At 63.7% G+C, this 22,806-nt stretch carries 24 protein-coding genes; 6 read left to right on the forward strand and 18 right to left on the reverse strand.

What is annotated here, in order from left to right; translation table 11 throughout:
• Window positions 1-24 precede the first annotated feature (24 nt).
• The 5 genes from dnaJ to LB572_RS23220 all read left to right on the forward strand — a co-directional run bounded on the left by dnaJ (window position 25) and on the right by LB572_RS23220 (window position 4,035).
• Entirely contained in the window at window positions 25-1,155 is a 1,131-nt protein-coding gene (gene dnaJ / locus LB572_RS23200; protein ID WP_140801558.1) for a molecular chaperone DnaJ, read from the forward strand.
• Between the two features lie 189 nt (window positions 1,156-1,344).
• Window positions 1,345-1,950, forward strand: coding sequence for a phospholipid N-methyltransferase PmtA (gene pmtA, locus LB572_RS23205; RefSeq protein ID WP_140801559.1), 606 nt, complete (start codon window positions 1,345-1,347; stop codon window positions 1,948-1,950).
• Between the two features lie 232 nt (window positions 1,951-2,182).
• Window positions 2,183-2,779, forward strand: coding sequence for an NADPH-dependent FMN reductase (locus LB572_RS23210; RefSeq protein ID WP_224669354.1), 597 nt, complete (start codon window positions 2,183-2,185; stop codon window positions 2,777-2,779).
• Complete coding sequence (pyrF, locus tag LB572_RS23215; protein ID WP_224669355.1) at window positions 2,776-3,486, forward strand: orotidine-5'-phosphate decarboxylase; 711 nt, start codon at window positions 2,776-2,778, stop codon at window positions 3,484-3,486. The genes LB572_RS23210 and pyrF overlap by 4 nt, the downstream gene beginning before the upstream one ends.
• A gap of 261 nt (window positions 3,487-3,747) precedes the next feature.
• Entirely contained in the window at window positions 3,748-4,035 is a 288-nt protein-coding gene (locus LB572_RS23220; RefSeq protein ID WP_224669356.1) for a DUF1330 domain-containing protein, read from the forward strand.
• A 14-nt stretch (window positions 4,036-4,049) separates the two neighbouring features.
• Here the strand turns inward: LB572_RS23220 and LB572_RS23225 are convergent, their stop codons facing one another.
• The 10 genes from LB572_RS23225 to LB572_RS23270 all read right to left on the reverse strand — a co-directional run bounded on the left by LB572_RS23225 (window position 4,050) and on the right by LB572_RS23270 (window position 14,331).
• Complete coding sequence (locus tag LB572_RS23225) at window positions 4,050-5,318, reverse strand: low temperature requirement protein A (protein ID WP_224669357.1); 1,269 nt, start codon at window positions 5,316-5,318, stop codon at window positions 4,050-4,052.
• A 514-nt stretch (window positions 5,319-5,832) separates the two neighbouring features.
• Complete coding sequence (locus LB572_RS23230; protein WP_224669358.1) at window positions 5,833-6,381, reverse strand: Pr6Pr family membrane protein; 549 nt, start codon at window positions 6,379-6,381, stop codon at window positions 5,833-5,835.
• Between the two features lie 202 nt (window positions 6,382-6,583).
• Window positions 6,584-7,480, reverse strand: a complete 897-nt coding sequence (locus LB572_RS23235; RefSeq protein ID WP_224669359.1) for an RNA polymerase sigma factor — start codon at window positions 7,478-7,480, stop codon at window positions 6,584-6,586.
• Between the two features lie 48 nt (window positions 7,481-7,528).
• The gene (locus tag LB572_RS23240; RefSeq protein WP_224669360.1) at window positions 7,529-7,849 is read right to left on the reverse strand and encodes a hypothetical protein; all 321 of its coding nucleotides are present in this window, start codon (window positions 7,847-7,849) and stop codon (window positions 7,529-7,531) included.
• Window positions 7,850-7,941: 92 nt separating this feature from the next.
• On the reverse strand, window positions 7,942-8,898 hold the full coding sequence (locus tag LB572_RS23245; RefSeq protein WP_224669361.1) for a ketopantoate reductase family protein: 957 nt from the start codon (window positions 8,896-8,898) through the stop codon (window positions 7,942-7,944).
• A gap of 95 nt (window positions 8,899-8,993) precedes the next feature.
• Window positions 8,994-10,649 (reverse strand): FAD-binding dehydrogenase, encoded by a 1,656-nt coding sequence (locus LB572_RS23250; protein ID WP_224669362.1) that lies wholly within the window; start codon window positions 10,647-10,649, stop codon window positions 8,994-8,996.
• A 41-nt stretch (window positions 10,650-10,690) separates the two neighbouring features.
• Complete coding sequence (locus LB572_RS23255; protein WP_224669363.1) at window positions 10,691-11,677, reverse strand: Gfo/Idh/MocA family protein; 987 nt, start codon at window positions 11,675-11,677, stop codon at window positions 10,691-10,693.
• Window positions 11,678-11,972: 295 nt separating this feature from the next.
• A complete protein-coding gene (locus tag LB572_RS23260; RefSeq protein WP_224669364.1) occupies window positions 11,973-12,548 on the reverse strand; it encodes a YceI family protein in 576 nt (191 codons plus the stop codon).
• Between the two features lie 67 nt (window positions 12,549-12,615).
• Entirely contained in the window at window positions 12,616-13,185 is a 570-nt protein-coding gene (locus LB572_RS23265) for a cytochrome b (protein ID WP_224669365.1), read from the reverse strand.
• A gap of 255 nt (window positions 13,186-13,440) precedes the next feature.
• Complete coding sequence (locus LB572_RS23270) at window positions 13,441-14,331, reverse strand: LysR family transcriptional regulator (protein WP_224669366.1); 891 nt, start codon at window positions 14,329-14,331, stop codon at window positions 13,441-13,443.
• Window positions 14,332-14,428: 97 nt separating this feature from the next.
• On the opposite strand from LB572_RS23270, the gene LB572_RS23275 reads away from it, so the two are divergent.
• Window positions 14,429-15,424 carry an aldo/keto reductase gene (locus LB572_RS23275; protein ID WP_224669367.1) on the forward strand — a complete coding sequence of 332 codons (996 nt, stop codon included), beginning with the start codon at window positions 14,429-14,431 and terminating at the stop codon, window positions 15,422-15,424.
• Window positions 15,425-15,660: 236 nt separating this feature from the next.
• Here the strand turns inward: LB572_RS23275 and LB572_RS23280 are convergent, their stop codons facing one another.
• The 8 genes from LB572_RS23280 to rpmI all read right to left on the reverse strand — a co-directional run bounded on the left by LB572_RS23280 (window position 15,661) and on the right by rpmI (window position 22,562).
• Window positions 15,661-16,677 carry a GTP pyrophosphokinase family protein gene (locus tag LB572_RS23280; RefSeq protein WP_224669368.1) on the reverse strand — a complete coding sequence of 339 codons (1,017 nt, stop codon included), beginning with the start codon at window positions 16,675-16,677 and terminating at the stop codon, window positions 15,661-15,663.
• A 67-nt stretch (window positions 16,678-16,744) separates the two neighbouring features.
• A complete protein-coding gene (locus tag LB572_RS23285; RefSeq protein WP_224669369.1) occupies window positions 16,745-17,347 on the reverse strand; it encodes a nucleotidyltransferase family protein in 603 nt (200 codons plus the stop codon).
• Window positions 17,348-17,394: 47 nt separating this feature from the next.
• Window positions 17,395-19,803, reverse strand: coding sequence for a phenylalanine--tRNA ligase subunit beta (gene pheT, locus LB572_RS23290; protein ID WP_224669370.1), 2,409 nt, complete (start codon window positions 19,801-19,803; stop codon window positions 17,395-17,397).
• Window positions 19,804-19,807: 4 nt separating this feature from the next.
• The gene (locus LB572_RS23295) at window positions 19,808-20,230 is read right to left on the reverse strand and encodes an ASCH domain-containing protein (protein ID WP_224669371.1); all 423 of its coding nucleotides are present in this window, start codon (window positions 20,228-20,230) and stop codon (window positions 19,808-19,810) included.
• A gap of 4 nt (window positions 20,231-20,234) precedes the next feature.
• Entirely contained in the window at window positions 20,235-20,666 is a 432-nt protein-coding gene (locus LB572_RS23300) for a GFA family protein (protein ID WP_224669372.1), read from the reverse strand.
• Window positions 20,663-21,715: a phenylalanine--tRNA ligase subunit alpha gene (pheS, locus tag LB572_RS23305; protein ID WP_224669373.1), complete on the reverse strand. Its 1,053-nt coding sequence runs from the start codon at window positions 21,713-21,715 to the stop codon at window positions 20,663-20,665. Before pheS ends, LB572_RS23300 begins: the two co-directional genes overlap by 4 nt.
• A 201-nt stretch (window positions 21,716-21,916) precedes the next feature.
• Window positions 21,917-22,318 (reverse strand): 50S ribosomal protein L20, encoded by a 402-nt coding sequence (gene rplT, locus LB572_RS23310; RefSeq protein ID WP_042637600.1) that lies wholly within the window; start codon window positions 22,316-22,318, stop codon window positions 21,917-21,919.
• A gap of 40 nt (window positions 22,319-22,358) precedes the next feature.
• Window positions 22,359-22,562, reverse strand: coding sequence for a 50S ribosomal protein L35 (rpmI, locus tag LB572_RS23315; RefSeq protein ID WP_027166935.1), 204 nt, complete (start codon window positions 22,560-22,562; stop codon window positions 22,359-22,361).
• Between the last annotated feature and the right edge of the window lie 244 nt (window positions 22,563-22,806).

Consider the following 22,806-nt stretch of genomic DNA (forward strand, 5'->3'; position numbering starts at 1 on the left):
TGAGCATCCGGACAGCGGGAAAAAATGAAAGCTGATTTCTACGAAACGCTGGGCGTGCAAAAAGGCGCCGACGACAAGGAACTCAAGAGCGCTTTCCGTAAGCTCGCCATGCAGTTCCATCCCGACCGCAACCCCGGCGACGGTGCCTGCGAGCACAAGTTCAAGGAAATCAACGAAGCCTACGAGACGCTGAAGGACCCGCAGAAGCGCGCCGCCTATGACCGCTTCGGCCATGCCGCCTTCGAGCAGGGCGGCATGAACGGCGCAGCGCATGGTTTCGGCGCCGGCGGCTTCGCCGACATCTTCGAGGATATTTTCGGCGACATGATGGGCGGCCGGCAGCGCCGTTCCTCCGGCGGTCGCGAACGCGGCGCCGACCTGCGCTACAACATGGAAATCACGCTGGAAGAAGCCTTTGCCGGCAAGACCGCGCAAATCCGCGTGCCGGCTTCGATCTCGTGCTCGGAATGCTCGGGCAGCGGCGCCAAGCCCGGCACGCAGCCGGTGACCTGCGCCATGTGCCACGGCCACGGCAAGGTGCGCGCCACGCAAGGCTTCTTCTCGATCGAACGCACCTGCCCGCAATGCCAGGGCCGCGGCCAGACGATCAAGGACCCCTGCCCGAAATGTGCTGGACAGGGCCGCGTCACCGAGGAGCGCTCGCTGTCGGTCAACATCCCGGCCGGCATCGAGGACGGCACCCGTATCCGGCTGGCCAATGAGGGCGAGGCCGGCCTGCGCGGCGGACCCTCGGGCGACCTCTACATCTTCCTGGCAGTGAAGCCGCACGAATTCTTCCAGCGCGACGGCGCCGATCTCTATTGCAAAGTGCCGATCTCGATGACGACGGCCGCCCTTGGCGGCTCCTTCGAGGTCACCACGCTCGATGGCACCCAGACCAAGGTCAAGGTGACGGAGGGCACCCAGAACGGCCGCCAGTTCCGCTTGAAGGGCAAGGGCATGCCGGTGCTGCGCCAGCCCAATGTCGGCGACCTCTACATCCAGACGGCGGTCGAGACACCGCAGAACCTGACGCGCCGCCAGCGTGAATTGCTGGAGGAGTTCGAGCAGCTCTCGTCCAAGGACAACTCGCCCCAGTCGAGCGGGTTTTTCGCGCGCATGAAAGACTTCTTCGAGTCGTTCGGCGAAAGCTGATCACAGGATTGTCGGCATCGCTAGAGCATGATCCCGAAAAGTGGTTGCCGGTTTTCGGAAAAGATCATGCTCCAACAAAGAGCAGCCGCTTCCCAAGCGTCATCAACACCTTATGCCAGATGACGCCTTGCCTTGTCCCACCCAACTGCTAAGTAGCGGATCGGGGGCTGAGCATTGAGGAGAGCTCGCATGGCACGTAGTCCCGGGTTGCGCAAAGCGCTGGCCGAAAAATTCGACGACGAGCTCAAGTTCTTCAAAGGCTGGATCGACAAGCCGAAAACGGTCGGCTCGATCGTTCCCACCAGTTCCATCACCGCCCGCAAGATGGCCTCGATCGTCAATCCGAGATCGGGCCTGCCGGTATTGGAAGTCGGGCCCGGCACCGGCGTCATCACCCGCGCCATCCTCGCCCAGGGCGTGAAGCCCGAGAATCTCTACGCGGTCGAATATTCGACCGACTTCGTGCGCCATCTGCGCCGGCTCTATCCCGGCGTCAACGTGATCGAGGGCGACGCCTTCAATCTCAACGCCACGCTCGGCGACAAGCGCGACATGGTGTTCGATTCGGTCGTTTCCGGCGTGCCGCTGCTCAATTTCCCTGTCGCCCAGCGCATCGCCTATATCGAAAGCCTGCTCGACCGCATCCCGCATGGCCGGCCGATCGTGCAGCTGACCTATGGCCCGCTGTCGCCGATCCCGCCCGGCCGCGGCAATTACACGGTCAAGCATTTCGATTTCATCATCCGCAACATCCCGCCGACGCAGCTGTGGATTTATCGCCGGCCGGCGCATTAGGTTCTAACTGCGAAAGTATTCGACCCTAGTCGGTGGTAGCAGCCGTCCTTGGTGATTAGCCTAAACGCCCATCCGTTTGTCATCCACGGGCGGAGCAAGGAGCGTAGCGACGCGCGCAGACCCGAGGATGACGAAGTTCGCAGGCCGCGACCGATCCCTCGAACGTTTTCTGACACCCGATCGTTGATTTGAATGCTCCTTGGCTGTACCTGTCCCCGAACAAGGGTGGCCAATGGCAGTGATCCCACGAATCCTCGTCTTCGCCGGCTCGGTCCGGTCCGGCGCCTATAGCGGCCGGACCGCCGATGTGGCGCAGAAGGAACTGGCCATGCAGGGCGCGGAGGTGACGCGCATCTCGCTCGGCGATTATCCGCTGCCGATCATGGACGAGGACCTGGAAACGGAAAAAGGCATTCCCGAGAACGGCATCAAGCTCGGCCGCCAGATCGCGGCGCATGACGGGCTGCTGATCGCGACCCCCGAATATAACGGCTCGATCCCGCCGCTGCTCAAGAACGCGATCGACTGGGTGAGCCGGATACGGCGCGACGGCAGCCGCGCGTTCAGGCCGCTTGCCGGCAAGCCGGTGGGGCTCTGCTCGTCCTCCGAGGGCAAGTTCGCCGGCATACGCTGCATCAACCATCTGCGCGCGGTGCTGGTGCGCTGCCAGATGGAGGTGATCACGCCGGAATGCTCGGTTTCCGAAGCCGGCGAAGCCTTCGCCGAGGACGGACAATTCAGGGACGCCAGACTACACCAATCGATGGAGCGCCTATGCCGTACACTGATCGAAACCTCGCGCATGCTGTCGACCCGGATCGAGGCATGATCCATTTCGCGGGGGCCGACACGATGCGGGACAGGCTGATCGTCGGGCTGGACCTGCCGACGCTGAAGGAGGCCGAGAGAGCGGTGCGCGAGCTCGAGGGTGCGGTTTCCTTCTATAAGATCGGCTATCAGCTCGCCTTCGCCGGCGGACTGGACTTCGCGCGCGAGCTCACCAGCGGCGGCACGAAAGTGTTCCTCGACATGAAGCTGCTCGACATCGACAACACGGTGGCCAAGGGCGTCGAGAACATCGTCAAGATGGGCATGACGATGCTGACGCTGCATGCCTACCCCAGGGCCATGAAAGCGGCGGTCGAGGCAGCCAAGGGCAGCGATCTGTGCCTGCTCGGGGTGACGGTGCTGACCTCGATGGACGAGCAGGATGTGATCGACGCCGGCTATGAATACGACCCGCACACGCTGGTGCTCAGGCGCTCCGAACAGGCACTGCATGCCGGCATGGGCGGCATCGTCTGCTCGGCGGAGGAAGCGGAAGCGGTGCGCCGCATCGTCGGCCCCGACCTGGCGGTGGTGACGCCCGGCATCCGGCCATCGGGCAGCGACCATGGCGACCAGAAACGCGTGGTGACGCCGGCGCAGGCGATCCGCAACGGCTCCAGCCATCTCGTCGTCGGCCGGCCGATCGTCGCCGCGCCCGACCGGCGCGCGGCAGCCGAGGCGATACTCGCCGAAATGCAATCCGCCTGAGGACCAGTTCCGAAACTCTACTCCGGCGGTCATCCGGCGGCGTTTTCTGCGCTTCTACAGCGCCGCGCGTCCTTAGGACGCTGTAGCTTTTTTGATTTGCGTATGATCCTTTCCGAAAATCGATTTCGATTTTCGGGGTCATACGCCGCTCACGTACTTTAAGTACGCTCCGCTCCGGTTCTCGAAAACACCACCAGCTGCCTCACCGGGGCGACTTTCCGAGCTGGTCCTCGCTAGGCGACGCAAACAGGAGAAAAAGGAATGCCGAAGGGATATTGGATCGCCCGGGTCGATGTGCGCGACGCCGAGGGCTACAAGGACTATGTCGCCGCCGCCAAGCTCGCTTTCGACCGTTTCGGCGCGAAGTTCCTGGCGCGCGGCGGCGAGCATGAAAAGGCCGAAGGGCCGGGCCGCGCCCGCAACGTGATCATCGAGTTCGATTCGCTTGCGGCGGCGCATGACTGCTACCACTCGCCGGAATACCAGCGCGCCGTCGCCATCCGCCAGAAAGTCGCCGATGGCGAGATCGTGCTGGTCGAAGGCATCTAACCAGCCTGAAATCCTCAGTGCAGCGTGTGCCGCTCGTCGATGGCGAGCGATTCCGCCTGGTGGCGGTGACTGTGGATTTCATAACCGACGACGGTGACCGCCGGCGCCAGCGTCAGGATGATCAGGCAGACCGCCATGTCGACGCCGGCAATGGCGGCGATAACGGCAAGCGCTGCGACCGCCGCCGTGGCCAGCAGCAGCCAGATGTGGAACGGGTCGAAGCGCTGCACGAGATAATAGTAGAGCGCGTAGATCCCGCCGAGGAAAATGGCGAGCGGGATCGCGGCCGAGAGCAAAACCGCAAGCGGCCCGATATGGGCCTTGTGCTCGATGAAATAGGCTGCGACATGCAGGCCCGCGCCGGTGGCGACGATCGCGGCCACGATCAGCATCTGGCCATAGCCCCAGACGAATGAGCGCTCGCGGTGCGCGTGCAGGACCGGTCCCGAAGGCAGCATGTAGTAGCACCACCACATGCCGAAGGTGAGGCCGGTGCCGGCGACGCCGACAAGAGCTGCATCGAGGTTCCAGCCCTGCTCCTCGACCACGGCCGACAGCGAGGCGAGCGTGCCGACAACGCCTTCGCCCAGAGCGATGATGGCGAACAGGCTGTAGCGTTCGGCCATGTGATGCGCCTGCCAGGGCGTGCCGCCATCCCTGCGTTCGGCGATCACCGGCCCGGAGAGCTCGATCAGCAGCAGAATCGCGCCGAAGACCAGGCTGGTCACCACCGAGAAATCGACCAGGATCTGCACCACCCAGCCGATCTGCGCGATGGCGATGGCTGTGACATAGGTGAGGCAGATACCGCGCCGCGCGGGATCCTGCCTGGCCGCGCGCAGCCACTGGACGATCATGGCGACGCGCATGATGACGTAGCCCAGCACCATGATGGAATTGTCGAGATGCTCGCCATGCTCGATCGAGGCGAACATGCGCGGCAGGCCGATGGCCAGCACCAGCACGCCGATCATCTGCACCATGGTGATGAGACGGAAGACCCAGTCGTCGGTATCATAGGCCGAGGAGAACCAGGAGAAATTGATCCAGGCCCAGCAGATGGCGAAGCCCGCGAAGCCGAAGCCGAGCAGGCCGACCGCATAATGGCCCTCGGCCAGGGCATGCGCCAGCTGCGACGAGGCAAGGCCGAAAGCGGTGACGAAAGTCAGGTCGAAGAGCAGCTCGAGCGGCGTGGCGACGCGATGCTCCTCATGCGGGTCGCGGCCGCTCATGCGCTTCAAATGATGGTGGAGACTTTGAACGCTGACGGGCGTCGTGTTCATTGCGCGGCTCTCGTTGACACAGCCGCGACAGTAGAGGCGGAGAAAAGGCCGTCAAGGCGCGGCTATCGCGCCGAGCCTGTGCGGAGCGGCTCGTCGTTTCACGGAGTAGCCGAGCCGCTCCAGACCCTGGCGGATCGGAGACTGCAGGCGCCTGCTTCGCGGGAGATTGGCCGAAACGCCCATCGCTTCGTCATCCACGGGCGAAGCAAGGAGCGAAGCGACGCGGCGCAGAACCCAAGGAACCATTCCGTGACTTGAAAGCGCCGCCACGGTGCAGAATTCTAGGGTCTTCGCGACGGAGCTTCGCTCCTGCTCCGCCCTGGAATGACGATCGCGACGGGCGTTTCGGCCAATCGCCAACGCATGCCACCTGCCAATGCAAACAGAGCCGGCCGGTCAAAATCCCGTGCAGTGCCACTAGAGCCGTTCCAGAAAAGTGTGGCGGTTGGGCTCGGCGACCTCGCCGTAGCCTCCGTCCGCACTTGCGTCGGAACAAAGAGCCATGGGCGATTCGCTAAGGTTTCCCTGCTCCACCGAGCCGCCGGTCGAGCCAGACCAGCGCTTCCCCGGCAACGACGAAGCCGAGCGCGATCAGGGCGCTGCCTACAAGGGTCTGCGCCCAGCCGATCTGGGCGACGTCGATGAATGGATAGGGATAACGCCCTTCGAAAGACCCGCGAACCAGGGCGTAGACGAGATAGAAGAGCGGATAGAGCGCCCACAGAAGCGGCGCCTGGCGGGTCAGCGTGCCCTTGGGGACGAAAATTAGCCAGAAAACGATCGTCAGTGCCGGCGTCACCTTGTGAAGCAGGACGTTGGCGAGCTGCGAGCCGCCGGTCAGCTCCTTCAGGCCCTGCAGCAGCAGCGCATAGACGACGCCGACGAGCGCGATGTTGAGGAGGGTCGCGCCGAGCAGCCATGGCGTCGCGAACCGCGCCTTCATCGCGACGCCGGTGAACGCGACCGCGACCAGAAGATTGGTGGTGATCGTGAAATAGCCGAGCAGCCGCCAAAGCACGGCGGGCCACGACGCCGGCCCATCGGCGAGCGCGTGAAAATGCACGCGATCCCGATCCAGGCCGCCAGCGCGATAAGCGCCGCCAAGAGCCGCGCCGGTATGCCGTGCGTATCGAGATCAGCCTGTGTCACGACGTGAGTGCCCATTCCAATGCCTGTCCGACAGGGATTTATAGCCGCGTCGATGGCTGGAGGAAACTCGGCGCGGTGAGTGAGAACAGGGAAGCGGTCTTAACGCGGTCTCGGCGTCATGCCCGCTCGCTGGGAACCGGGAGGATATCGGCGTCCACGACGCAATAAGGCGCGTGGCGGAAATCGCGGATGCGCACGACCTCTTCGCCGCGCCAGTCGACCAGCACGAAGCCGCGCACGGTATCGTCCGCCTGTGGGTCGCGGATCAGGATCGCCGGCTGGCCATCGACGAAGGCGAGCGACAGCGCCCAGTCGCCGAGGCGGTCGTAATTGCCGAAATAGGTCGAGGCTTCCTTCTTGCCGTTGAGGCGGGCGCGATTGACGACGTCGACCTGGACATCCTCGGCGATCAGCCTCCTGACCCCGCCGAAATCGCGCGCGTTGAACAGGTCGACATAGCGGCGCAGCCGGCGCTCCTCCTCCGGGTCGAGCTTCGGCATGGCCATGTCCTCCGGCAACGCCGCCATCGCCTTCAGTTCCGTCCGGCCGCGATGCAGCGCTGCCTTGGTGGCGGCTAAAGTCGCGCCCGTCACCTCGCAGGTCTCCTGCAGGCTGAGGCCGAGCACGTCGACCAGGATCACGGCGCTGCGTTGCGCCGGCGTCAGCCGCATGAAGCTGCGCAGGCTCGCCGCGGCCGCGAGCCTTGTCTCGGCGCTGGCCGAGAGGTCCTCAATCATCGTCATGTCGGCCTCGGTGATGCGGGAGCGCTCCCGCTGGCTGCGGCGCAGATGATCCTGCGCCGCATTGTGGGCGATGCGGAACAGCCACTGCTCGGGGCGTTCGACGAGAGCGCCGCCGTCATATGCGGCAAGCGCCTTCACCACCGTTTCCTGCACGATGTCCTCACCCTCGATCGCCGAGCCGGCCATGCGCGCCGCATAGCGGTGCAGCTTCGGCCGCAGGCCGACGAGCATGGCTCCAAGTTCCGCGCGGTCGAACCCTGCTGAGCTCATCGTCCCTTTTCTCGCCTCGCCGATGCCTGTCGCCATACCCGGCCCAGGTCAGGCCGGCACGGCTTCATCGGCCTTGGCCAGCATACGATAGTTGCCGACGATCTTCGCCGGCGCCCTGGCAAGCGGTGTCGAGCGCCGTTCGGCATGATTGGCGCCGAACGCCTTGAACGCGTCGATCTCGGTCAGCGCCGAGCTGTCCTTGTCGTAGCCGACGAGATGCACGAATTCGCCATTCTCCAGTTCGAGCACCAGATAGCGCAGGGTTTGCGGCTGCGTTTCGTCCAGCGCCTCGAACACTTTTGCCACCAGTGCCCGGTTCTCGGCGATGCTGGCGTCCTTCACGCCGTAGCGGATGAGATTGTAGGTCATGGTCGTCTCCTGTTTGTGGGTGCAGGAGGAAGACGTTCCGCAGGCCAGAAAGGATTCTCAGGCCGGGTCCTACTTTTGATCGCCTCCGGCGATCAGCCGATCATGGAGACGATCGTGTCGTCGCCGGCCGACTGCGGTCGCATCCGGCCGCTGGCGAGCTCGATCGACAGTTTGCACAGAGCAGAGTTGACGGGCGTGGCTATGCCGTGCAGTCGCCCGAGAAGGACGATCTCGCCGTTGAGAAAGTCCGTTTCAAGCGAGCCGGTTCCGCGCACGATGCTCTGCAGCGTCGATGACCCGACACGCACCCGGCCCGGGACTGTAGTGATGGTCAGTTGTTCGCGGGCCATGGCGTCGGTTTTGTCCCAGTCGATCCCGGCCGCGCTCATCACCGCCTCGGCTTCGGCCCGTGCCTTCGCATGCCATTTCCGCTGCAAACCAACCTCCCCGAGCGCCGCGTCAATGATGTTTCGAAGGTTGGCCAGCAGCTTGCGATATTTGCTGCTCATCACATTGTCCCTGGGATCGACTATGAAACCGGACGCGCTGAGAACCCCGCACAGTTTCTCGACAGAGTCGTCGATTCCTGAAGGATAGCGGCCGATATCGAAGGCGCCGATCTTGGGCCCGAAATAGGCGGTGACCTCGCCTGGCGTCTCGTAGTCGGAAGGCAGCATCACTGTCGCGCCATAGACATTGGCGAAGAAGCGCAACGCGAGCGGCTCATTGGCAACGCCGTTCTGGAAGCAGAATACGGGCTGCGCCGCTGCACCGGCGGCTTTGAGCCGCTGCAGCGCGCCGAGTGTATCGGGGGTCTTCATCGTCAGGAGCACGACATCGTCGCCCCTGAAGGAAATCTCCGCCGGGTCGGCATGGACGGGGAAGCGCGCGGTCTTGGTGCCTTGCGGGGTGGAAAGCGTCAGCCCGGAGGCGCGAATGGCGTCGAGCTGACGGCCGCGGGCAATGCCGATGACGTCATTTCCGGAAAAACTCAGCTGGGCCGCGATGGCGCCACCGACCGCGCCGATGCCATAGACGATGATGCGCATGCTACTCCCGTTGTGATTGGAGTTTCGGTCGATAACGATTGGCCGAAAAAGCCTACAGCGTTGTCGCTGAACCGGCGATCACCCGTGCCTTCCGTTCACGCAATCGTGGCCGCCGCCGCCCGCCCCGCGCTGCGCCCCGAAAAGATGCAGCCGCCGAGGAAGGTGCCTTCCAGCGCCGCGTAGCCATGCACGCCGCCGCCGCCGAAGCCAGCCGCCTCGCCGACCGCGTAGAGTCCCGGCACCGGCTGGCCGCCAGCATCGAGCACGCGACTGTCGAGGTCGGTCTGCAGGCCGCCCAGCGTCTTACGGGTGAGGATGTTGAGGCGCACCGCGATCAGCGGGCCGTTCGCCGGGTCGAGCATCTTGTGCGGCTTGGCGGTACGGATCAGCTTGTCGCCGAGATAGGCGCGGGCGCCGCGCAGCGCCGTGATCTGCGCATCCTTGGAGAACGGATTGTCGAGCTGCATGTCGCGGGCGTGGATCTCGCGCTCGACCTGGGCCACCTCCAGCAGCGGCTCGCCGCCGGCCAGCGCGTTCATGCGCGCCACCAGCTTCGAAAGATCGGCTTCGACGATGAAGTCCTCGCCCTTTTCCATGAAGGCCTTCACGGGACCGGGAATGCCCGATGTCGCGCGGCCCAGCACCTGCCGCCAGCTTTTGCCCGTCAGATCGGGGTTCTGCTCCGAGCCCGACAGGGCGAACTCCTTCTGGATGATCTTCCTGGTCAGGATGAACCAGGAATAGTCGAAGCCGGTGCTCATGATGTGGCTGAGCGTGGCTAGAGTGTCGAAGCCCGGATAGAGCGGCACCGGCAGCCTTTTGCCGCGCGCGTCGAGCCACAACGAGGACGGGCCCGGCAGGATGCGGATCGCATGCTCGGTCCAGACCGGCGCCCAGTTTTTTATCCCCTCGACATAGTGCCACATCCGGTCGCGGTTGATGATCGAGCCCCCAGCCGCCTCGGTGATCGCCAGCATGCGGCCATCGACGTGATCGGGAACGCCGGTGATCATCCGCTTGGGTGGCGCGCCCAGGCGCTGCGGCCAGTTCTGGCGCACCAGCTCGTGATTGCCGCCGATGCCCCCGGAAGCCACGATCACCGCCTGCGCGTGAAGCTCGAACTCGCCGGTCACTGCGCGCGAGCTCTTGCGGCCGCGCTCGGCGCTGCTCGGCTCCAGCACATCGCCGCGCACGCCCGTCACCGTATTGCCGGTGCGGGTGATCTCGTTGACCCGGTGGCGGAACCTGAACTCGACCAGCCCGCGCTTTTGCGCCTCGCGCACGCGCAGCGCGAACGGCTCCAGCACGCCGGGCCCGGTGCCCCAGGTGATGTGGAAACGCGGTACCGAATTGCCGTGGCCGGTCGCATTGCCGCCGCCGCGCTCGGCCCAGCCGACGACGGGGAAGAATTTCAAGCCGCGCTCGATCAGCCAGGAGCGCTTCTCTCCGGCGGCGAAGCCGACATACGCCTCGGCCCATTTGCGCGGCCAGAAATCCTCCGGACGGTCGAAGGCGGCCGTGCCCATCCAGTCCTCGAGCGCGAGGTCGTGCGAATCGCGGATGCGCATTCGCCGCTGCTCCGGCGAATCGACCAGGAACAATCCGCCGAACGACCAGAAAGCCTGGCCGCCCAGCGATTGCTCCGGCTCCTGGTCGACGATGATGACCTTCCTGCCGGCGTCGGTCAGCTCGGCCGCGGCGACGAGGCCCGCCAGCCCCGCGCCGACAATGATCGTGTCCGCGTCAGCCATGGTTTCCTCCCAGAAGTTAGCCGGCAGCCTATTGCGACGTCTCAGACGTTGTCCCAGCCGTCCTTTTCGCCGGCGCGGAAGATGGCGTCGATGACCTTCTGGTTCAGCACCGATTCCTCCAGCGTGAAGACGCGGTCCTTGCCGCCCTGTGCCGCGCGTACGAAGGCCTCGCATTCCAGCCGATACTGCTGCGTGCCGGGGAAGCGGAACACCTGCGCTTCGGTGTGGTTCTGGTTGTGCAGTTCGATGCGGTGGTGCTCGTAGAGCCCGGCATTGAAGGGGCCGAAGACCTCGATGAAGCCTTTCTCGCCGTGGAACACCATCACCTGCCGCGCCGCCATCTGCGTCGACAGATAGAAGGACAGCTCGAAATCGCCGAAATCGGCGCGGATCGAGGAATAGATGTCGGTGCCGAATGTCTTGTCGCGCTCGATCGTCGCCTGCACGCGAAGCGGCTCCTTGCCGGTCGAAAAGCGCGTCGACACCGTCGGATAGACGCCGATGTCGGGCAGCGCGCCGCCGCCGAGATCGAGCTGGTTGCGCATGTTCTTGGGATCGACATTGTAATAGGAGAACGCACCCTGCACGTGACGCAGCCGGCCGATGGCGCCGCCGGCGATGAGGTCGCGCACCTTGATCCACTGCGGATGGTAGACGACCATGAAGGCTTCGCAGACCTGCACCTTCTTTTGGTCGCGCAGCTTGATCAGCGGCGGGATGTCCTTGGCGTCGAGCGCCAGCGGCTTTTCCACTAGCACATGTTTCCCGGCTTCGATCGCCTTGGCCGTCCATTCGACATGCCGCGAGGTCGGCAACGGGATGTAGACGCCGTCGACCTCCTTGGAGGCAAGCAGTTCCTCATAGGAGCCGAAAGCATGGCGGGCGCCGAAACGCTCACCCAGCGCCTTGGCCTTCGCCAGGTCGCGGCTGGCGATCGCCGACAAGACGCCGTTCTCCGAATCCACGATTGCCGGCAAAAGCTGCTCGCGGCCGATCTTCGCCGTCGACAGAACACCCCATCGGAACATCACGCTTCTCCATGTCGGTTTACAGGCAACGAGGTTTGCCCGAAATCGAGGGAAAAGCCAATGCGGGAAGCTCCGTTCCTCGCCCCACGCAGTGGGGAGAGGTGGCCCGGCAAAGCCGGGACGGAGAGGGGCCTTCGTAGAGCGCGAGCTGCCGGAGCGGGGCACTTTATAGGGCTCGCCGACCACTTCGATATCAAAGGGCTCTGCCGTCGCGGAGGGCGTCCCCGCTCCGTCTCGGGCTTCGCCCGAGCCACCTCTCCCCCGCCTTCGCGGGGGCGAGGAAACTAGGTCGTGCTCAGCCCCTCTTGCCCATCAGCGTCATGTCGAAATCGACGATATTGGAATAGAGCGGCGTGCCGACATCCATGCCGTAGCGCGACCTGAGCACCTTGCCGGTGACGTGGAACCTGATGGTCCCGCCCTTCAATCCGCCGAGCTCGGCCGTGAATTTTTCTGGAAACGTCTTGCCGCGCGCCGTCAGCCTGCCGGTCACCAGCGCCGTCGCGTCGCCGGTGCGGGTCACGCTGGTCGAGCGGAACTGGATTTCCGGATTGTTGGCGGCGTCGAACACCGCGTCGGAGCGCAGGAAGGCGTCGATGCGGCCTTGGCCCGTGCCGACGCTTTCGGGATAGATGGTGAGGTCGACCTTGGAGCGGCCGACATCGCCATTGTCGATGCGGATCGTGCCCTTGAAGCGGCCGAAGGCGCCGTCGAAGCCACCGCCGCCGGCCTTGCCGATGGTGAAGCGGATCGACGAGCCCGACGGGCTGATCGTGTAGCTGCCGGCGGCGTCGCTGAGCGCCACCGCGGCAATGGCAGGCACGGCAAGGCAAGCGGCAAAGGCCGCCAATGCGAGGATGCGCGCGTTCATGGGTTTCTTCCTTCCGCAGATACGCTTCTTCTGCGTTCTCGCCCCACCAACGAATGATGGCGCGGTTCTATTCCCTGCCTGACGAAGGTGTGATCATGCGCGTCAGCACGCTGTCGCGCAGCAGGAAATGATGGCGCAGCGCCGCCGCGATGTGCAGCGCCACCAGCGCGATGCCGGCATAGGCGAGGTACCAATGCGCCGCCGACCAGAAGCTTTCCGCCGCATCGGATTCGGCCAGTGGCAGGTTGGGCATCACGAACAGGTCGAACGGCATGGTCGGAATCTCCAGCGTCGAGACCGAGACCAGCGCCCAACCGGACAGCGGCAGCGCGATCTGGAAAACATAGAGCGCGAAATGCGCCAGCGGCGCCGTCCTGCGCTCCAATGTGCCGACCGATGCCGGCAGGGCCGGCGCCGCGTTGCGAAGCCGCCAGGCGACGCGCAGGATGATCAGTCCCAGCAGCAGGAAGCCGAAGGATTTGTGCGACTGGATCAGCTCGAAGGACGCCCGCTGGCTTGTCGTGCGCACCATGACGAAGCCGAGCGCGAACTGGCCGATGAAGACGATGCCGATCAGCCAGTGGAGGATGATCATCGCCCAGCCATAGCGGGCGGAGGTGTTGGTGAGGGATTGCATGGAAGGCGAACGAAGCTGGCGCCGGCTTTCTTCCGCCTTAGCCTGAAGGCGGGCAATAGGGCGCTCCCCTCTTCGTCTCGGCTTTGCCGAGCCACCTCTCGCCACTTCGTGGGGCGAGGAACCTAAACTTGCGAAGGTCGCGACGTCGGCGGTTGGCGTTTCCTCGCCCCGATGAAATGGGGGAGAGGTGGCCGCGCAGCGGACGGAGAGGGGGCCAACGCTGCCATATGCAATTGTACTTTTCGCGGGGACGACCTACCCGCTCACCTTGAAGAAATCCACGAACGCTCGCAGCGCCGGCCGCATTTGCCGGCGGCTCGGATAATAGACGAAGAAACCGTCGAAGGACGGGCACCAGTCCTCCAGTACGCGGACCAGCCTTCCGTCGGCGAGCGGCGCCCGCACATAGGGCTCGAAGACGAAGGCGAGCCCGGCGCCGTCGACAGCCGCCTGGGCGATCAGGTGATCCTCGTCGAGGATCAGCGGCCCTTGCGCGGCAATCTCGATTTCCTCGCCGTCCTTCTCGAATTCCCAGCGGTAGAGGACGCCGCTGGAGAAACGGAAGCGGATGCAGCGATGGTCCGCCAGTTCGCGCGGATGGCGCGGCTTCGGCATCGCCTCGAAATAGGACGGCGCGCCGACGACGGCGCCGCGAAGATCGGGCCCGATGCGCACCGCGATCATGTCGCGCTGCAGGCTTTCGCCGAGCCGCACGCCGGCGTCGAAACCGCCTTCGACCACGTCGGTGAAGCGGTCCTCGATGACGATCTCCAGCACGATGTCGGGATAGGCGGCGGCAAAGGCGCCGAGCCGTGGCGTCAGCGTCAGATGCGCAGCCGTGCGCGGCACCGTCAGCCGCAGATTGCCGGCTGGCCGGTCGCGCGCCTCGACCGCTGTTTCCAGCGCCAGGTCGATCTCGGACAGCGCCGGCCGCAGGCGCTCCAGCAATTGCGCGCCCTCCTCGGTCGGCGCGACGCTGCGCGTGCTGCGTGCCAGCAACCGCACGCCGAGCCGCGCCTCCAGGCTCGACACCGCGTGGCTCACCGCTGAGGGCGCGATGCCAAGCTCGCGCGCCGCGCCGCGAAAGCTGGCGCATTGGGCGACGGTTGCAAGCACGGCGAGCTGCGAGAGGTTGGTGCGGTTCATTGTTCTATTTTATAGAGCAAGCCGTGCAAAAGAGACAGAATTATCGAACGCATTGCAAGGCACTATCTCATCGCCATCGCAAACAAGGAGATGCGCCATGCAAACCCGCAAACTCGGAACTGAACTCGAAGTCTTCCCCGTCGGCCTCGGCTGCATGGGCATGAGCTTCGCCTATGGCGGCCAGTCGGAGGCCGAGGCGATCGCCACGCTGCGCCGCGCCGTCGAGATCGGCGTCACCTTCTTCGATACGGCCGAGGTCTATGGGCCGTTCGAGAACGAGATCCTGCTCGGCAAGGCGCTGAAGCCGGTGCGCGACAAGGTCACTATCGCCACCAAATTCGGCTTCAAGATTTTGGACGAAGGCACGGGCATCGACCGTATGGCCGGCGTCGACAGTCGCCCCGAACACGTCAAGGCGGTGGCCGAAGCCTCGCTGAAGCGGCTCGATACCGATGTCATCGACCTCTACTACCAGCACCGCGTCGACCCGAACGTGCCGATCGAAGACACGGTCGGCGCCATGGCCGAGCTGGTGCGCGAGGGCAAGGTGCGGGCGCTGGGCCTGTCGGAAGTGAGCGGCGCGACGCTGCGCCGGGCGCATGCCGTGCACCCGATCGCCGCCGTGCAGAGCGAATATTCGCTGTGGAGCCGCGATCCGGAGGACGAGATATTCGCCGTCTGCCGCGAGCTTGGCATCGGCTTCGTGCCCTACAGCCCGCTCGGCCGCGGCCTGCTCACCGGCACGATCGGCAAGCCGGACGCGCTCGGCGCCGACGACTGGCGCCGAACACTGCCGCGCTTCCAAGCCGAGGCGATGGAAGCCAACAACGCCGTCATCGCGGTGCTGGAGAAGATGGCGGCAGAGAAGGGTGTCACGTCGGCGCAGCTGGCGCTCGCCTGGGTGCTGCACCAGGGCAATTTCATCGTGCCGATCCCGGGTGCGCGTAAGATACGCCACCTTGAGCAGAACACGGCGGCGGCCGGGATTGAGCTCAGCGCTGCGGAGGTGGCGGCGATCGGCGACGCGCTGTCGCCCGACAAGGTGGTCGGCAAGAGCTATACCGAGGAACTGCTGGCGCTGGTCAATGGGTGAACCGAAGTCGGTGGGGAAACAGAGAAGGGCGCTTTGACGCCCCTCTCTAAGTTTCTAACTGCTGGAGGGGCAAATCCGAGGCGGCTACGAAAGCGTATTTAGGTGAAGTGCTCAGCCAGATGCACTCATTTGGTTGCAACCGCAAGATCGAAGCCGGTGATCGCCAAAGATAAATATAGGATTATAAATCGCACTGTGACGTATAGGTTCGAAAAAGTATATTGAGGTGACTGCGATCAACCTTTTCGCCGGTTTGAGGCTCGGGACGTCTCTTCGTTCTTTTTCCGAAAGACTTCCGCAAACGCGCTGGAAATGGACTCCAAGCTGTGACGTGCAGCACCTACATCAATAAAGAACAACTCTCCTTTTTTATGTTTCTTTTCGTATTCCATCGGATAGCTCGCGCCCGTATTAAGATCACTCTCCAATTGCTCCAAGGAGCGGTAACCGGCGCTTTTAATCTCTTGGACAAATTCCGAAATTTGACTTGCCTGTGCTGTCTTGCGGTCAGGAAATTGCCTGCGCAGAAGCGCGGACACCGTGTCAAAATTTATGTCTTGCACTTGCCTCTCAGCGAGGGGGGTTTCCTCCGCAGACCTTTTTGATGCTATCATAGCTGCGTTAAATTGCTCAAATTCGTTGTCAGCAACATAGAAGAGGCCACTTAGTGCGCTTAATGCCATTTTTAAATTAGCTGGCACATCCCAGTCACCCTTGTAGTCAACGTAATGTGATACTGCCGCCCAACAGTGCATGCACAATGTTCGTAGTTGAATTTCAAAAGTCTTATCCAATATTTTTTCATATCGAGGACCGATAAACTCGGGCTTCATCTTGCATGCCATATGAACTGACAGGTAATTTAATGGGTCTCCACCTTCTTCAATTTTATCATCAATAGATATAACATGAAAGTTATCAGACACAATTTTCTTTAGTTGCTCTAAATCTGAGCGGAATAAGCAAATTACTCTGGCCGCAGCTATATCAAAAAAGTCTGAAAATGGATCGTTTGTGGATTTTCGAGCGCATTTTCCGAGCAAAGATGTTAGTTCTTTTACCCGAGATTCAATCGTATGAATTTTTATAGAATTCGCTGCAATACGGTCTTCCAAAATGAAGACGATCTCTGCCCGCAACGCTTCAAATACGCCGCGTTGAATCCGATAGGCGTTGGCGATACCGGACTCATCCAACAAGAAGAGCGAATCGGTCGAGATTTGCAATTTGCTTGGTGCTGATATGTTGCTCATAGGGTAGCTATCGTCCGCTTGAAACCCGCATAAATCAAGTGTCAATTACTTGGGGACGGGACTTGGATCACCAAGCCACCACGCTAATCTCCGGCCAATACTCCCGCGCTCGCGCCCCCTTCGCCTCATGCGTCCGCTGATTGTCCAGCACCCGGTTCGGCGTGATGCGGAACGAAAAGACATCGTCGAACCCGAACGGCGCCACCAGCTCCAAAGCTCCGTCCCGCCCGTACCGCACCCCGACAGCATGCGTCTTCGACGCAAAATAGCTCACCGACTCGCTGGCGCTCGCATACCTCGGACACGCCTGCCCAAACTTCACCGGATACCACAGATGCACCCGCGCCTGGTTGCGCACCTCGACCGGGAGCGGCAATCCCTGGAAATGCTGCGCCGCCCGGCGGATCACCGCATCCTCGGCCTCGTAGGAGAGGTCGGCGTCGTCGAAATAGAACAGGTCGACATCCTTGATGCCGTATCCAGGCGGCTTGCCGGTCAGATGGTTCCACACGCTGTTGTAGAGCGCGCCGGAAACCACCAGCCAATCCGGCAGCGCGAGCTGGCGTACACGCGCCAGTGTTTCATCGAGCAGCGGGTCGGCCGCGACGATGGCGAGGAAGGCCTCGCGCTGCGCTTCGAAGGAAAGGCCGGAATAGCGGAGATGGTCCATCGCTCTTTGGAGGGCGATTCGCCATGCTCCGACAATCCCTGAAAGCGTTAGGCCCGCAGCACGCCGCCCGTTTGCTTGTTGACGTTCTCGACGATGCGCTTGGCCAGCGCCTCGAAATCCTCGTCGGTCAGCGTCTTTTCGACCGGCTGGATCGACACCTCGATGGCGATCGACTTCTTGGCAGCGCCCAGCGACGCGCCCTCGAAGACGTCGAACACCGAAACGCCGGTGACCAGCTTCTTGTCGGCGGTAAGGGCGGCCCGTACCAGCGTGCCGGCCTCCACCGACCGGTCGACGACGAAGGCGAAGTCGCGCTTCACCGCCTGGAAGGGTGAAAGCTCCAGCTTTGGCTTGGTGCGCGTCGGCTTGGCCTTCGGCTCCGGCACGGCGTCGACGAAAACCTCGAAGCCGCAGAGCGGACCCGACACGTCGAGCCCGTCCAGCGTCTTCGGATGGAATTCGCCGAAGGTGCCGAGCACGGTCTTCGGCCCGAGCTTGATCGTGCCGGAGCGTCCCGGATGATACCAGGCCGGGCCGCCGGGCTCGATCTGCAGCCGGTCGACCGGCGCGCCGCAGGCTTCGAGCGCCGCGATCGCGTCCGCCTTGGCGTCGAACACGCCGACCGGTCCGGCATTGCCGGCCCAGCTGCGCCCCGAACCGTCGAGCTTGGCCGTGCCGCGCCTGACGCCAGCGGCCACGCGCCGCTGCTGGTCGGCGGCATCGCCCTCATAGGTGCCCGAGACCTCGAACAGCGCCACGTCGCCGATGCCCTTGTCGGCATTGCGCTGCGCGGCCGCGATCAGCCCCGGCAGCAGCGAAGGCCGCATGTCGGACATGTCGGCGGCGATCGGGTTGGCGAGCTTCAGCGCCGTCTGGCCGCCGCCGAAGAGCTCGGCGTGCTTGGCCGGGATGAACGACCAGGTGACGGCCTCCATCATGCCGCGCACGGCCAGCGCGCGCTTGGCCGCCCGCGTGCGAACCTGCAGCGTCGTCAGGATCTTGCCGTTGACCGCGTCATGTGAGGTGAGCGGCTGCGGTGCGATGTTGTCGACGCCGTGGATGCGCATCACCTCCTCGACGAGATCGGCCTTGCCGTCGACGTCCGGACGCCAGGACGGCACCTTCACCTTAACGACATCGCCCGAACCCTGCGGCTCGAAGCCGAGGCGGGTCAGGATGTCCAGCGCCTCGGCCTTCGGCACCTCGATGCCGGTCAGCCGCTTCACTTCCGACAGCGGGAAGGTAACGACTTTCGCCTTGTGACCGGCATAGCCCGCCACCTCGATCTCCGACGGCGTGCCACCGCAGAAGTCGAGCACCAGCTTGGTCGCGAGCTCAACGCCCGGCACCATGAATTCCGGGTCGACGCCCCGCTCGAAGCGGTAGCGCGCGTCGGTGATGATGCCGAGCGCGCGGCCGGTACGGGCCGTGGTGATCGGATCCCAGAGCGCCGACTCGATCAGCACGTCGGTGGTTTTCTCGTCGCAGCCGGAATGCTCGCCGCCCATGATGCCGGCGATCGACTCGACGCCATTGTCGTCGGCGATCACGCACATCTCGGGCGTCAGCGTGTATTCGCGCCCGTCCAGCGCCAGCACCGTCTCGCCTTCCCTGGCGCGGCGCACCACGAGGTTGCCGGCGACCTTCTTCGCGTCGAACACATGCAGCGGCCGGCCGCGATCGAAGGTGACGTAGTTGGTGATGTCGACCAGCGCGCTGATCGGACGCAAGCCGATGGCGATCAGCCGCTGCTGCAGCCATTTCGGCGACGGGCCGTTCTTGACGCCCTTCACCAGCGCCAGCGCGAAGCCCGGGCAGAGCTCCGGCGCCTCGATCGTGACCTTGACCGGGCAGAGGCCGTCACCGGCATGCGGCATGATCCCGCCGCCAGTCAATCGGCCGAGACCGCTTGCCGCGAGGTCGCGCGCAATGCCGTAGACGCTGGTCGCGTCCGGCCGGTTCGGCGTCAGGTTGATCTCGATGACCGGATCGTCGAGATGCGCGTAGGCGGCGAAGCTGGTGCCGACCGGCGCGTCCTGCGGCAAATCGATGATGCCGTTATGCTCGTCGGAGATTTCCAGCTCGCGTTCGGAGCACATCATGCCGTGGCTTTCGACGCCGCGGATCTTGCCGACCGACAGCGTCACGTCGATGCCCGGAATATAGGTGCCGGGCGCCGCGAAGGCGCCGATCAGGCCCGCGCGGGCGTTGGGCGCGCCGCACACCACCTGCACCGGCGGCTTGCCGTCGCCGATGTCGACGGTCAGCACCCGAAGCCGGTCGGCGTCGGGATGCTGCACCGCCGTCAGCACCTTGGCGATGACGAAGGGCTTCAGGCCCGCCTTGTCGTCGACATGTTCGACTTCGAGGCCGATCGCGGTCAGCCGCTCGACGACCTCCGCAAGCGAGGCGTCGGTTTCGAGATGATCCTTGAGCCAGGAGAGGGTGAATTTCATCGTTTCACACTTTCGTATCTTCTTGAGCGAGCACTTCGACCAGCCTGAAGCGTTCGCAAACCAATTTCATGTCAGGCGAAAACCCGCCATTGCGTTCGAAGTAGGCACGATGGGCGTCGCGCCAGTATGCGTAGCTCAAATCGCCTTCGCCTTCGTCACGGGCAAAGTCGGCGTCGACCTCGTCAAAGCGCCGGACTATGGCTTCGACGGTCTCGATGACGGCGGCGCGCCGGCCGCGTCCGTCGAGCACGACATCGCGACGACCCACCTCCGGCACCGGCTCGGCGCCGCCATAGTCGCGCAGGGCGCCACAGGTCGCGGTCTTGCGGCCCGTCAGCACCAGCGCCAGCAGCTCGTCGGCGAGTTCGGGACTGTCGCCGAAGCGGAAGGTCACCGCGTTCGCATAGGGATCGGCAATTGGGCTCACGCGCTCATGCCCCGCCTAGTCCTTCGCCATCGGGCCGGGCTACGCTGGTCTTCAGATGCCTGGGCAGATCGTCCGGCATATGCAGGAAGGGCAGTTGCTCACGCACATAGGCATGCAGCGTCGGCTTGAAATAAGCCGGCATGTCCATGGCGCCGAGCATGAAATAGATCTGGTTGTCGAGCCGCTTGTCGACATAGGCGATCGGCGAACCGCAGATACCGCAGAACGAGCGCTCCACCGGGCCGTTGCGGTAGCTTTTCAGCGATTTGCCGTTGAGCGCGACCTGGTCGGCCAGGAAGCCGACAAAGGCCGACACCGGCGCGCCGCTGGCACGCCGGCAATCGCCGCAATGGCAATAGCTGATGTGATGCGGCTCGGCTGACGCCTCGAACCGCACCGCGCCGCAGCGGCAGCCGCCGGTGTGAGGTGCCGTCATGCAGAGAGGCCCCCGAACAGCGTCGGCAGGTCGAGCGGCCGGAAGCCGTAATGCGACAGCCAGCGCACATCGGCGTCGAAGAAGGCGCGCAGGTCCGGCATGCCGTATTTCAGCATGGCGATGCGGTCGATGCCCATGCCCCAGGCAAAACCCTGGTATTCGTTGGGATCGAGCCCGCCGGCGCGCAGCACATTCGGGTGCACCATGCCGCAGCCCAGGATCTCCATCCAGTCGGAGCCTTCGCCGAAGCGCACTTCGCCTGGACGCGAGCGGTCGCACTGGATGTCGACCTCGAGGCTGGGTTCGGTGAACGGGAAGAAGGACGGCCGGAAGCGCATCTTGACCGACGGCACCTCGAAGAAGGCCTTGCAGAACTCCTCCAGCACCCATTTCATGTTGGCGACGTTCGCGGACTTGTCGACCACCAGCCCCTCGACCTGATGGAACATCGGCGAGTGCGTGGCGTCCGAATCCTGCCGGTAGGTCTTGCCGGGGATGACGATGCGGATCGGCGGCTTCTGCTTCTCCATGGTGCGGATCTGCACGGGCGAGGTGTGCGTGCGCAGCAGCTTGCGCTCGCCCTTCTCATCCGGCTGGAAGAAGAAGGTGTCGTGCATCTCGCGCGCCGGATGTCCCTCGGGGAAGTTCAGCGCGGTGAAATTGTAATAGTCGGTCTCGATATCCGGACCTTCGGCGATGGCGAAGCCGAGATCGCCGAAGATCGCCGCGATCTCGTCGATCACCTGGCTGATCGGATGGATGCGGCCGCGCTCAGCCGGCGACTGGCGCACCGGCAGCGTGACGTCGACCGTCTCGGCGGCGAGCCTGGCTGCGACCGCCACGTCCTTGAGCTCCGCCTTGCGCGCGGTGAGCGCTTCGGTGACTCGGTTCTTCAAGCCGTTGATCGCCGGACCTTTCACCTGGCGCTCCTCGGCGCTCATCGCGCCCAGCGTCTTCAGCATTTCGGAGACCGAGCCCTTCTTGCCCAGCGCCGAGACGCGCACCGCCTCGATCGCGGCCTCGTCCGAAGCCGCCGCGATGTCGGCCATCAGCGAAGCTTCAAGGGTTTCAAGATTTCCAGCGGTGGCGTTCACGGCGAATTCTTTCTATCGGTGGCTGTCATCAGCGTGCGTCACGATTTTCGTTTCGCGGTACGATTCTTGTTGCATCGGGCATAAGAAAAACCCGCGCCAGCCGTGCCAGCGCGGGTTCCCCAAATCAGTCCTAAAAAATGCTTGGGAAGCGCTGGCTTAGGCGACAGCGCTCTCAAAAGCATTCGGCGTGGTGTTCTTCAGATATTCGAGCGCGACCTTGGCCTTGGCGACGAGCGCGGCGAAAGCCTGCGGCTCGTGGATGGCCATGTCCGAAAGGACCTTGCGGTCGATCTCGATGCCGGCCTTGTTGAGGCCGTCGATGAAGCGGCCATAAGTCAGGCCGTGCTCGTGGGTCGCTGCGTTGATGCGCTGGATCCACAGCGCGCGGAAAGAGCGCTTGCGGTTCTTGCGGTCGCGGTAAGCGTACTGCAGCGACTTCTCCACCGCCTGCTTGGCGATGCGGATGGTGTTCTTGCGGCGGCCGTAGAAGCCCTTGGCGGCTTTCAGGACCTTCTTGTGCTTGGCGTGGGCGGTAACGCCTCTCTTTACGCGTGCCATGTCATGATCTCCTTAAATACTGTTCCTGAAACCGAAATGCTCAGAGGCCGTTCGGCAGAAAATTCTTGATGACCTTCTTGCCGTCCGGTTCAGCCAGAACCATCGTGCCGCGGGCATCGCGAATGAACTTGTTGGAACGCTTGATCATGCCGTGGCGCTTGCCGGCGGCAGCCGACAGCACCTTGCCGGTGGCAGTAATCTTGAACCGCTTCTTGGCGGCCGATTTGGTCTTCATCTTGGGCATTTTGCTACTCCGTATTGGTGGCGCACCATCGCGCTTCTTTTTCGCTTCGGGCCGACCAAAGCCCGAAAAGCAAATGAAACCGCCACGGCATGCCCTGCCGGGCGGTTTTCTTGGAACGGCGGTCCTATAGATCAAAGACGGCCTGGGTGCAACACCTCAAGCCATGCGTGTCGTAAGCACATGAGTTGTCCGGGTTAGGTAGCACATGAGTTGTCCGGTTTTATCGCCAGCGCATGGAGGCTGG

The organism is Mesorhizobium sp. BH1-1-5, assembly GCF_020165615.1.
In the GTDB taxonomy this organism is placed as follows: Bacteria; Pseudomonadota; Alphaproteobacteria; order Rhizobiales; family Rhizobiaceae; genus Mesorhizobium.

Bases quoted from the DNA above. Each gene is read 5' to 3' on its own strand.
- pyrF (WP_224669355.1), top strand. From the start codon at position 2,776: ATGATCCATTTCGCGGGGGCCGACACGATGCGGGACAGGCTGATCGTC.
- LB572_RS23280 (WP_224669368.1), bottom strand. From the start codon at position 16,677: ATGAGCAACATATCAGCACCAAGCAAATTGCAAATCTCGACCGATTCG.
- LB572_RS23255 (WP_224669363.1), bottom strand. From the start codon at position 11,677: ATGTTCCGATGGGGTGTTCTGTCGACGGCGAAGATCGGCCGCGAGCAG.
- LB572_RS23220 (WP_224669356.1), top strand. From the start codon at position 3,748: ATGCCGAAGGGATATTGGATCGCCCGGGTCGATGTGCGCGACGCCGAG.
- LB572_RS23275 (WP_224669367.1), top strand. From the start codon at position 14,429: ATGCAAACCCGCAAACTCGGAACTGAACTCGAAGTCTTCCCCGTCGGC.
- pmtA (WP_140801559.1), top strand. From the start codon at position 1,345: ATGGCACGTAGTCCCGGGTTGCGCAAAGCGCTGGCCGAAAAATTCGAC.
- rpmI (WP_027166935.1), bottom strand. From the start codon at position 22,562: ATGCCCAAGATGAAGACCAAATCGGCCGCCAAGAAGCGGTTCAAGATT.
- pheT (WP_224669370.1), bottom strand. From the start codon at position 19,803: ATGAAATTCACCCTCTCCTGGCTCAAGGATCATCTCGAAACCGACGCC.
- LB572_RS23235 (WP_224669359.1), bottom strand. From the start codon at position 7,480: ATGAGCTCAGCAGGGTTCGACCGCGCGGAACTTGGAGCCATGCTCGTC.
- LB572_RS23210 (WP_224669354.1), top strand. From the start codon at position 2,183: ATGGCAGTGATCCCACGAATCCTCGTCTTCGCCGGCTCGGTCCGGTCC.
- dnaJ (WP_140801558.1), top strand. From the start codon at position 25: ATGAAAGCTGATTTCTACGAAACGCTGGGCGTGCAAAAAGGCGCCGAC.
- LB572_RS23245 (WP_224669361.1), bottom strand. From the start codon at position 8,898: ATGCGCATCATCGTCTATGGCATCGGCGCGGTCGGTGGCGCCATCGCG.
- LB572_RS23260 (WP_224669364.1), bottom strand. From the start codon at position 12,548: ATGAACGCGCGCATCCTCGCATTGGCGGCCTTTGCCGCTTGCCTTGCC.
- LB572_RS23270 (WP_224669366.1), bottom strand. From the start codon at position 14,331: ATGAACCGCACCAACCTCTCGCAGCTCGCCGTGCTTGCAACCGTCGCC.
- LB572_RS23250 (WP_224669362.1), bottom strand. From the start codon at position 10,649: ATGGCTGACGCGGACACGATCATTGTCGGCGCGGGGCTGGCGGGCCTC.
- LB572_RS23225 (WP_224669357.1), bottom strand. From the start codon at position 5,318: ATGAACACGACGCCCGTCAGCGTTCAAAGTCTCCACCATCATTTGAAG.
- LB572_RS23300 (WP_224669372.1), bottom strand. From the start codon at position 20,666: ATGACGGCACCTCACACCGGCGGCTGCCGCTGCGGCGCGGTGCGGTTC.
- rplT (WP_042637600.1), bottom strand. From the start codon at position 22,318: ATGGCACGCGTAAAGAGAGGCGTTACCGCCCACGCCAAGCACAAGAAG.
- pheS (WP_224669373.1), bottom strand. From the start codon at position 21,715: ATGGCCGACATCGCGGCGGCTTCGGACGAGGCCGCGATCGAGGCGGTG.
- LB572_RS23285 (WP_224669369.1), bottom strand. From the start codon at position 17,347: ATGGACCATCTCCGCTATTCCGGCCTTTCCTTCGAAGCGCAGCGCGAG.
- LB572_RS23240 (WP_224669360.1), bottom strand. From the start codon at position 7,849: ATGACCTACAATCTCATCCGCTACGGCGTGAAGGACGCCAGCATCGCC.
- LB572_RS23265 (WP_224669365.1), bottom strand. From the start codon at position 13,185: ATGCAATCCCTCACCAACACCTCCGCCCGCTATGGCTGGGCGATGATC.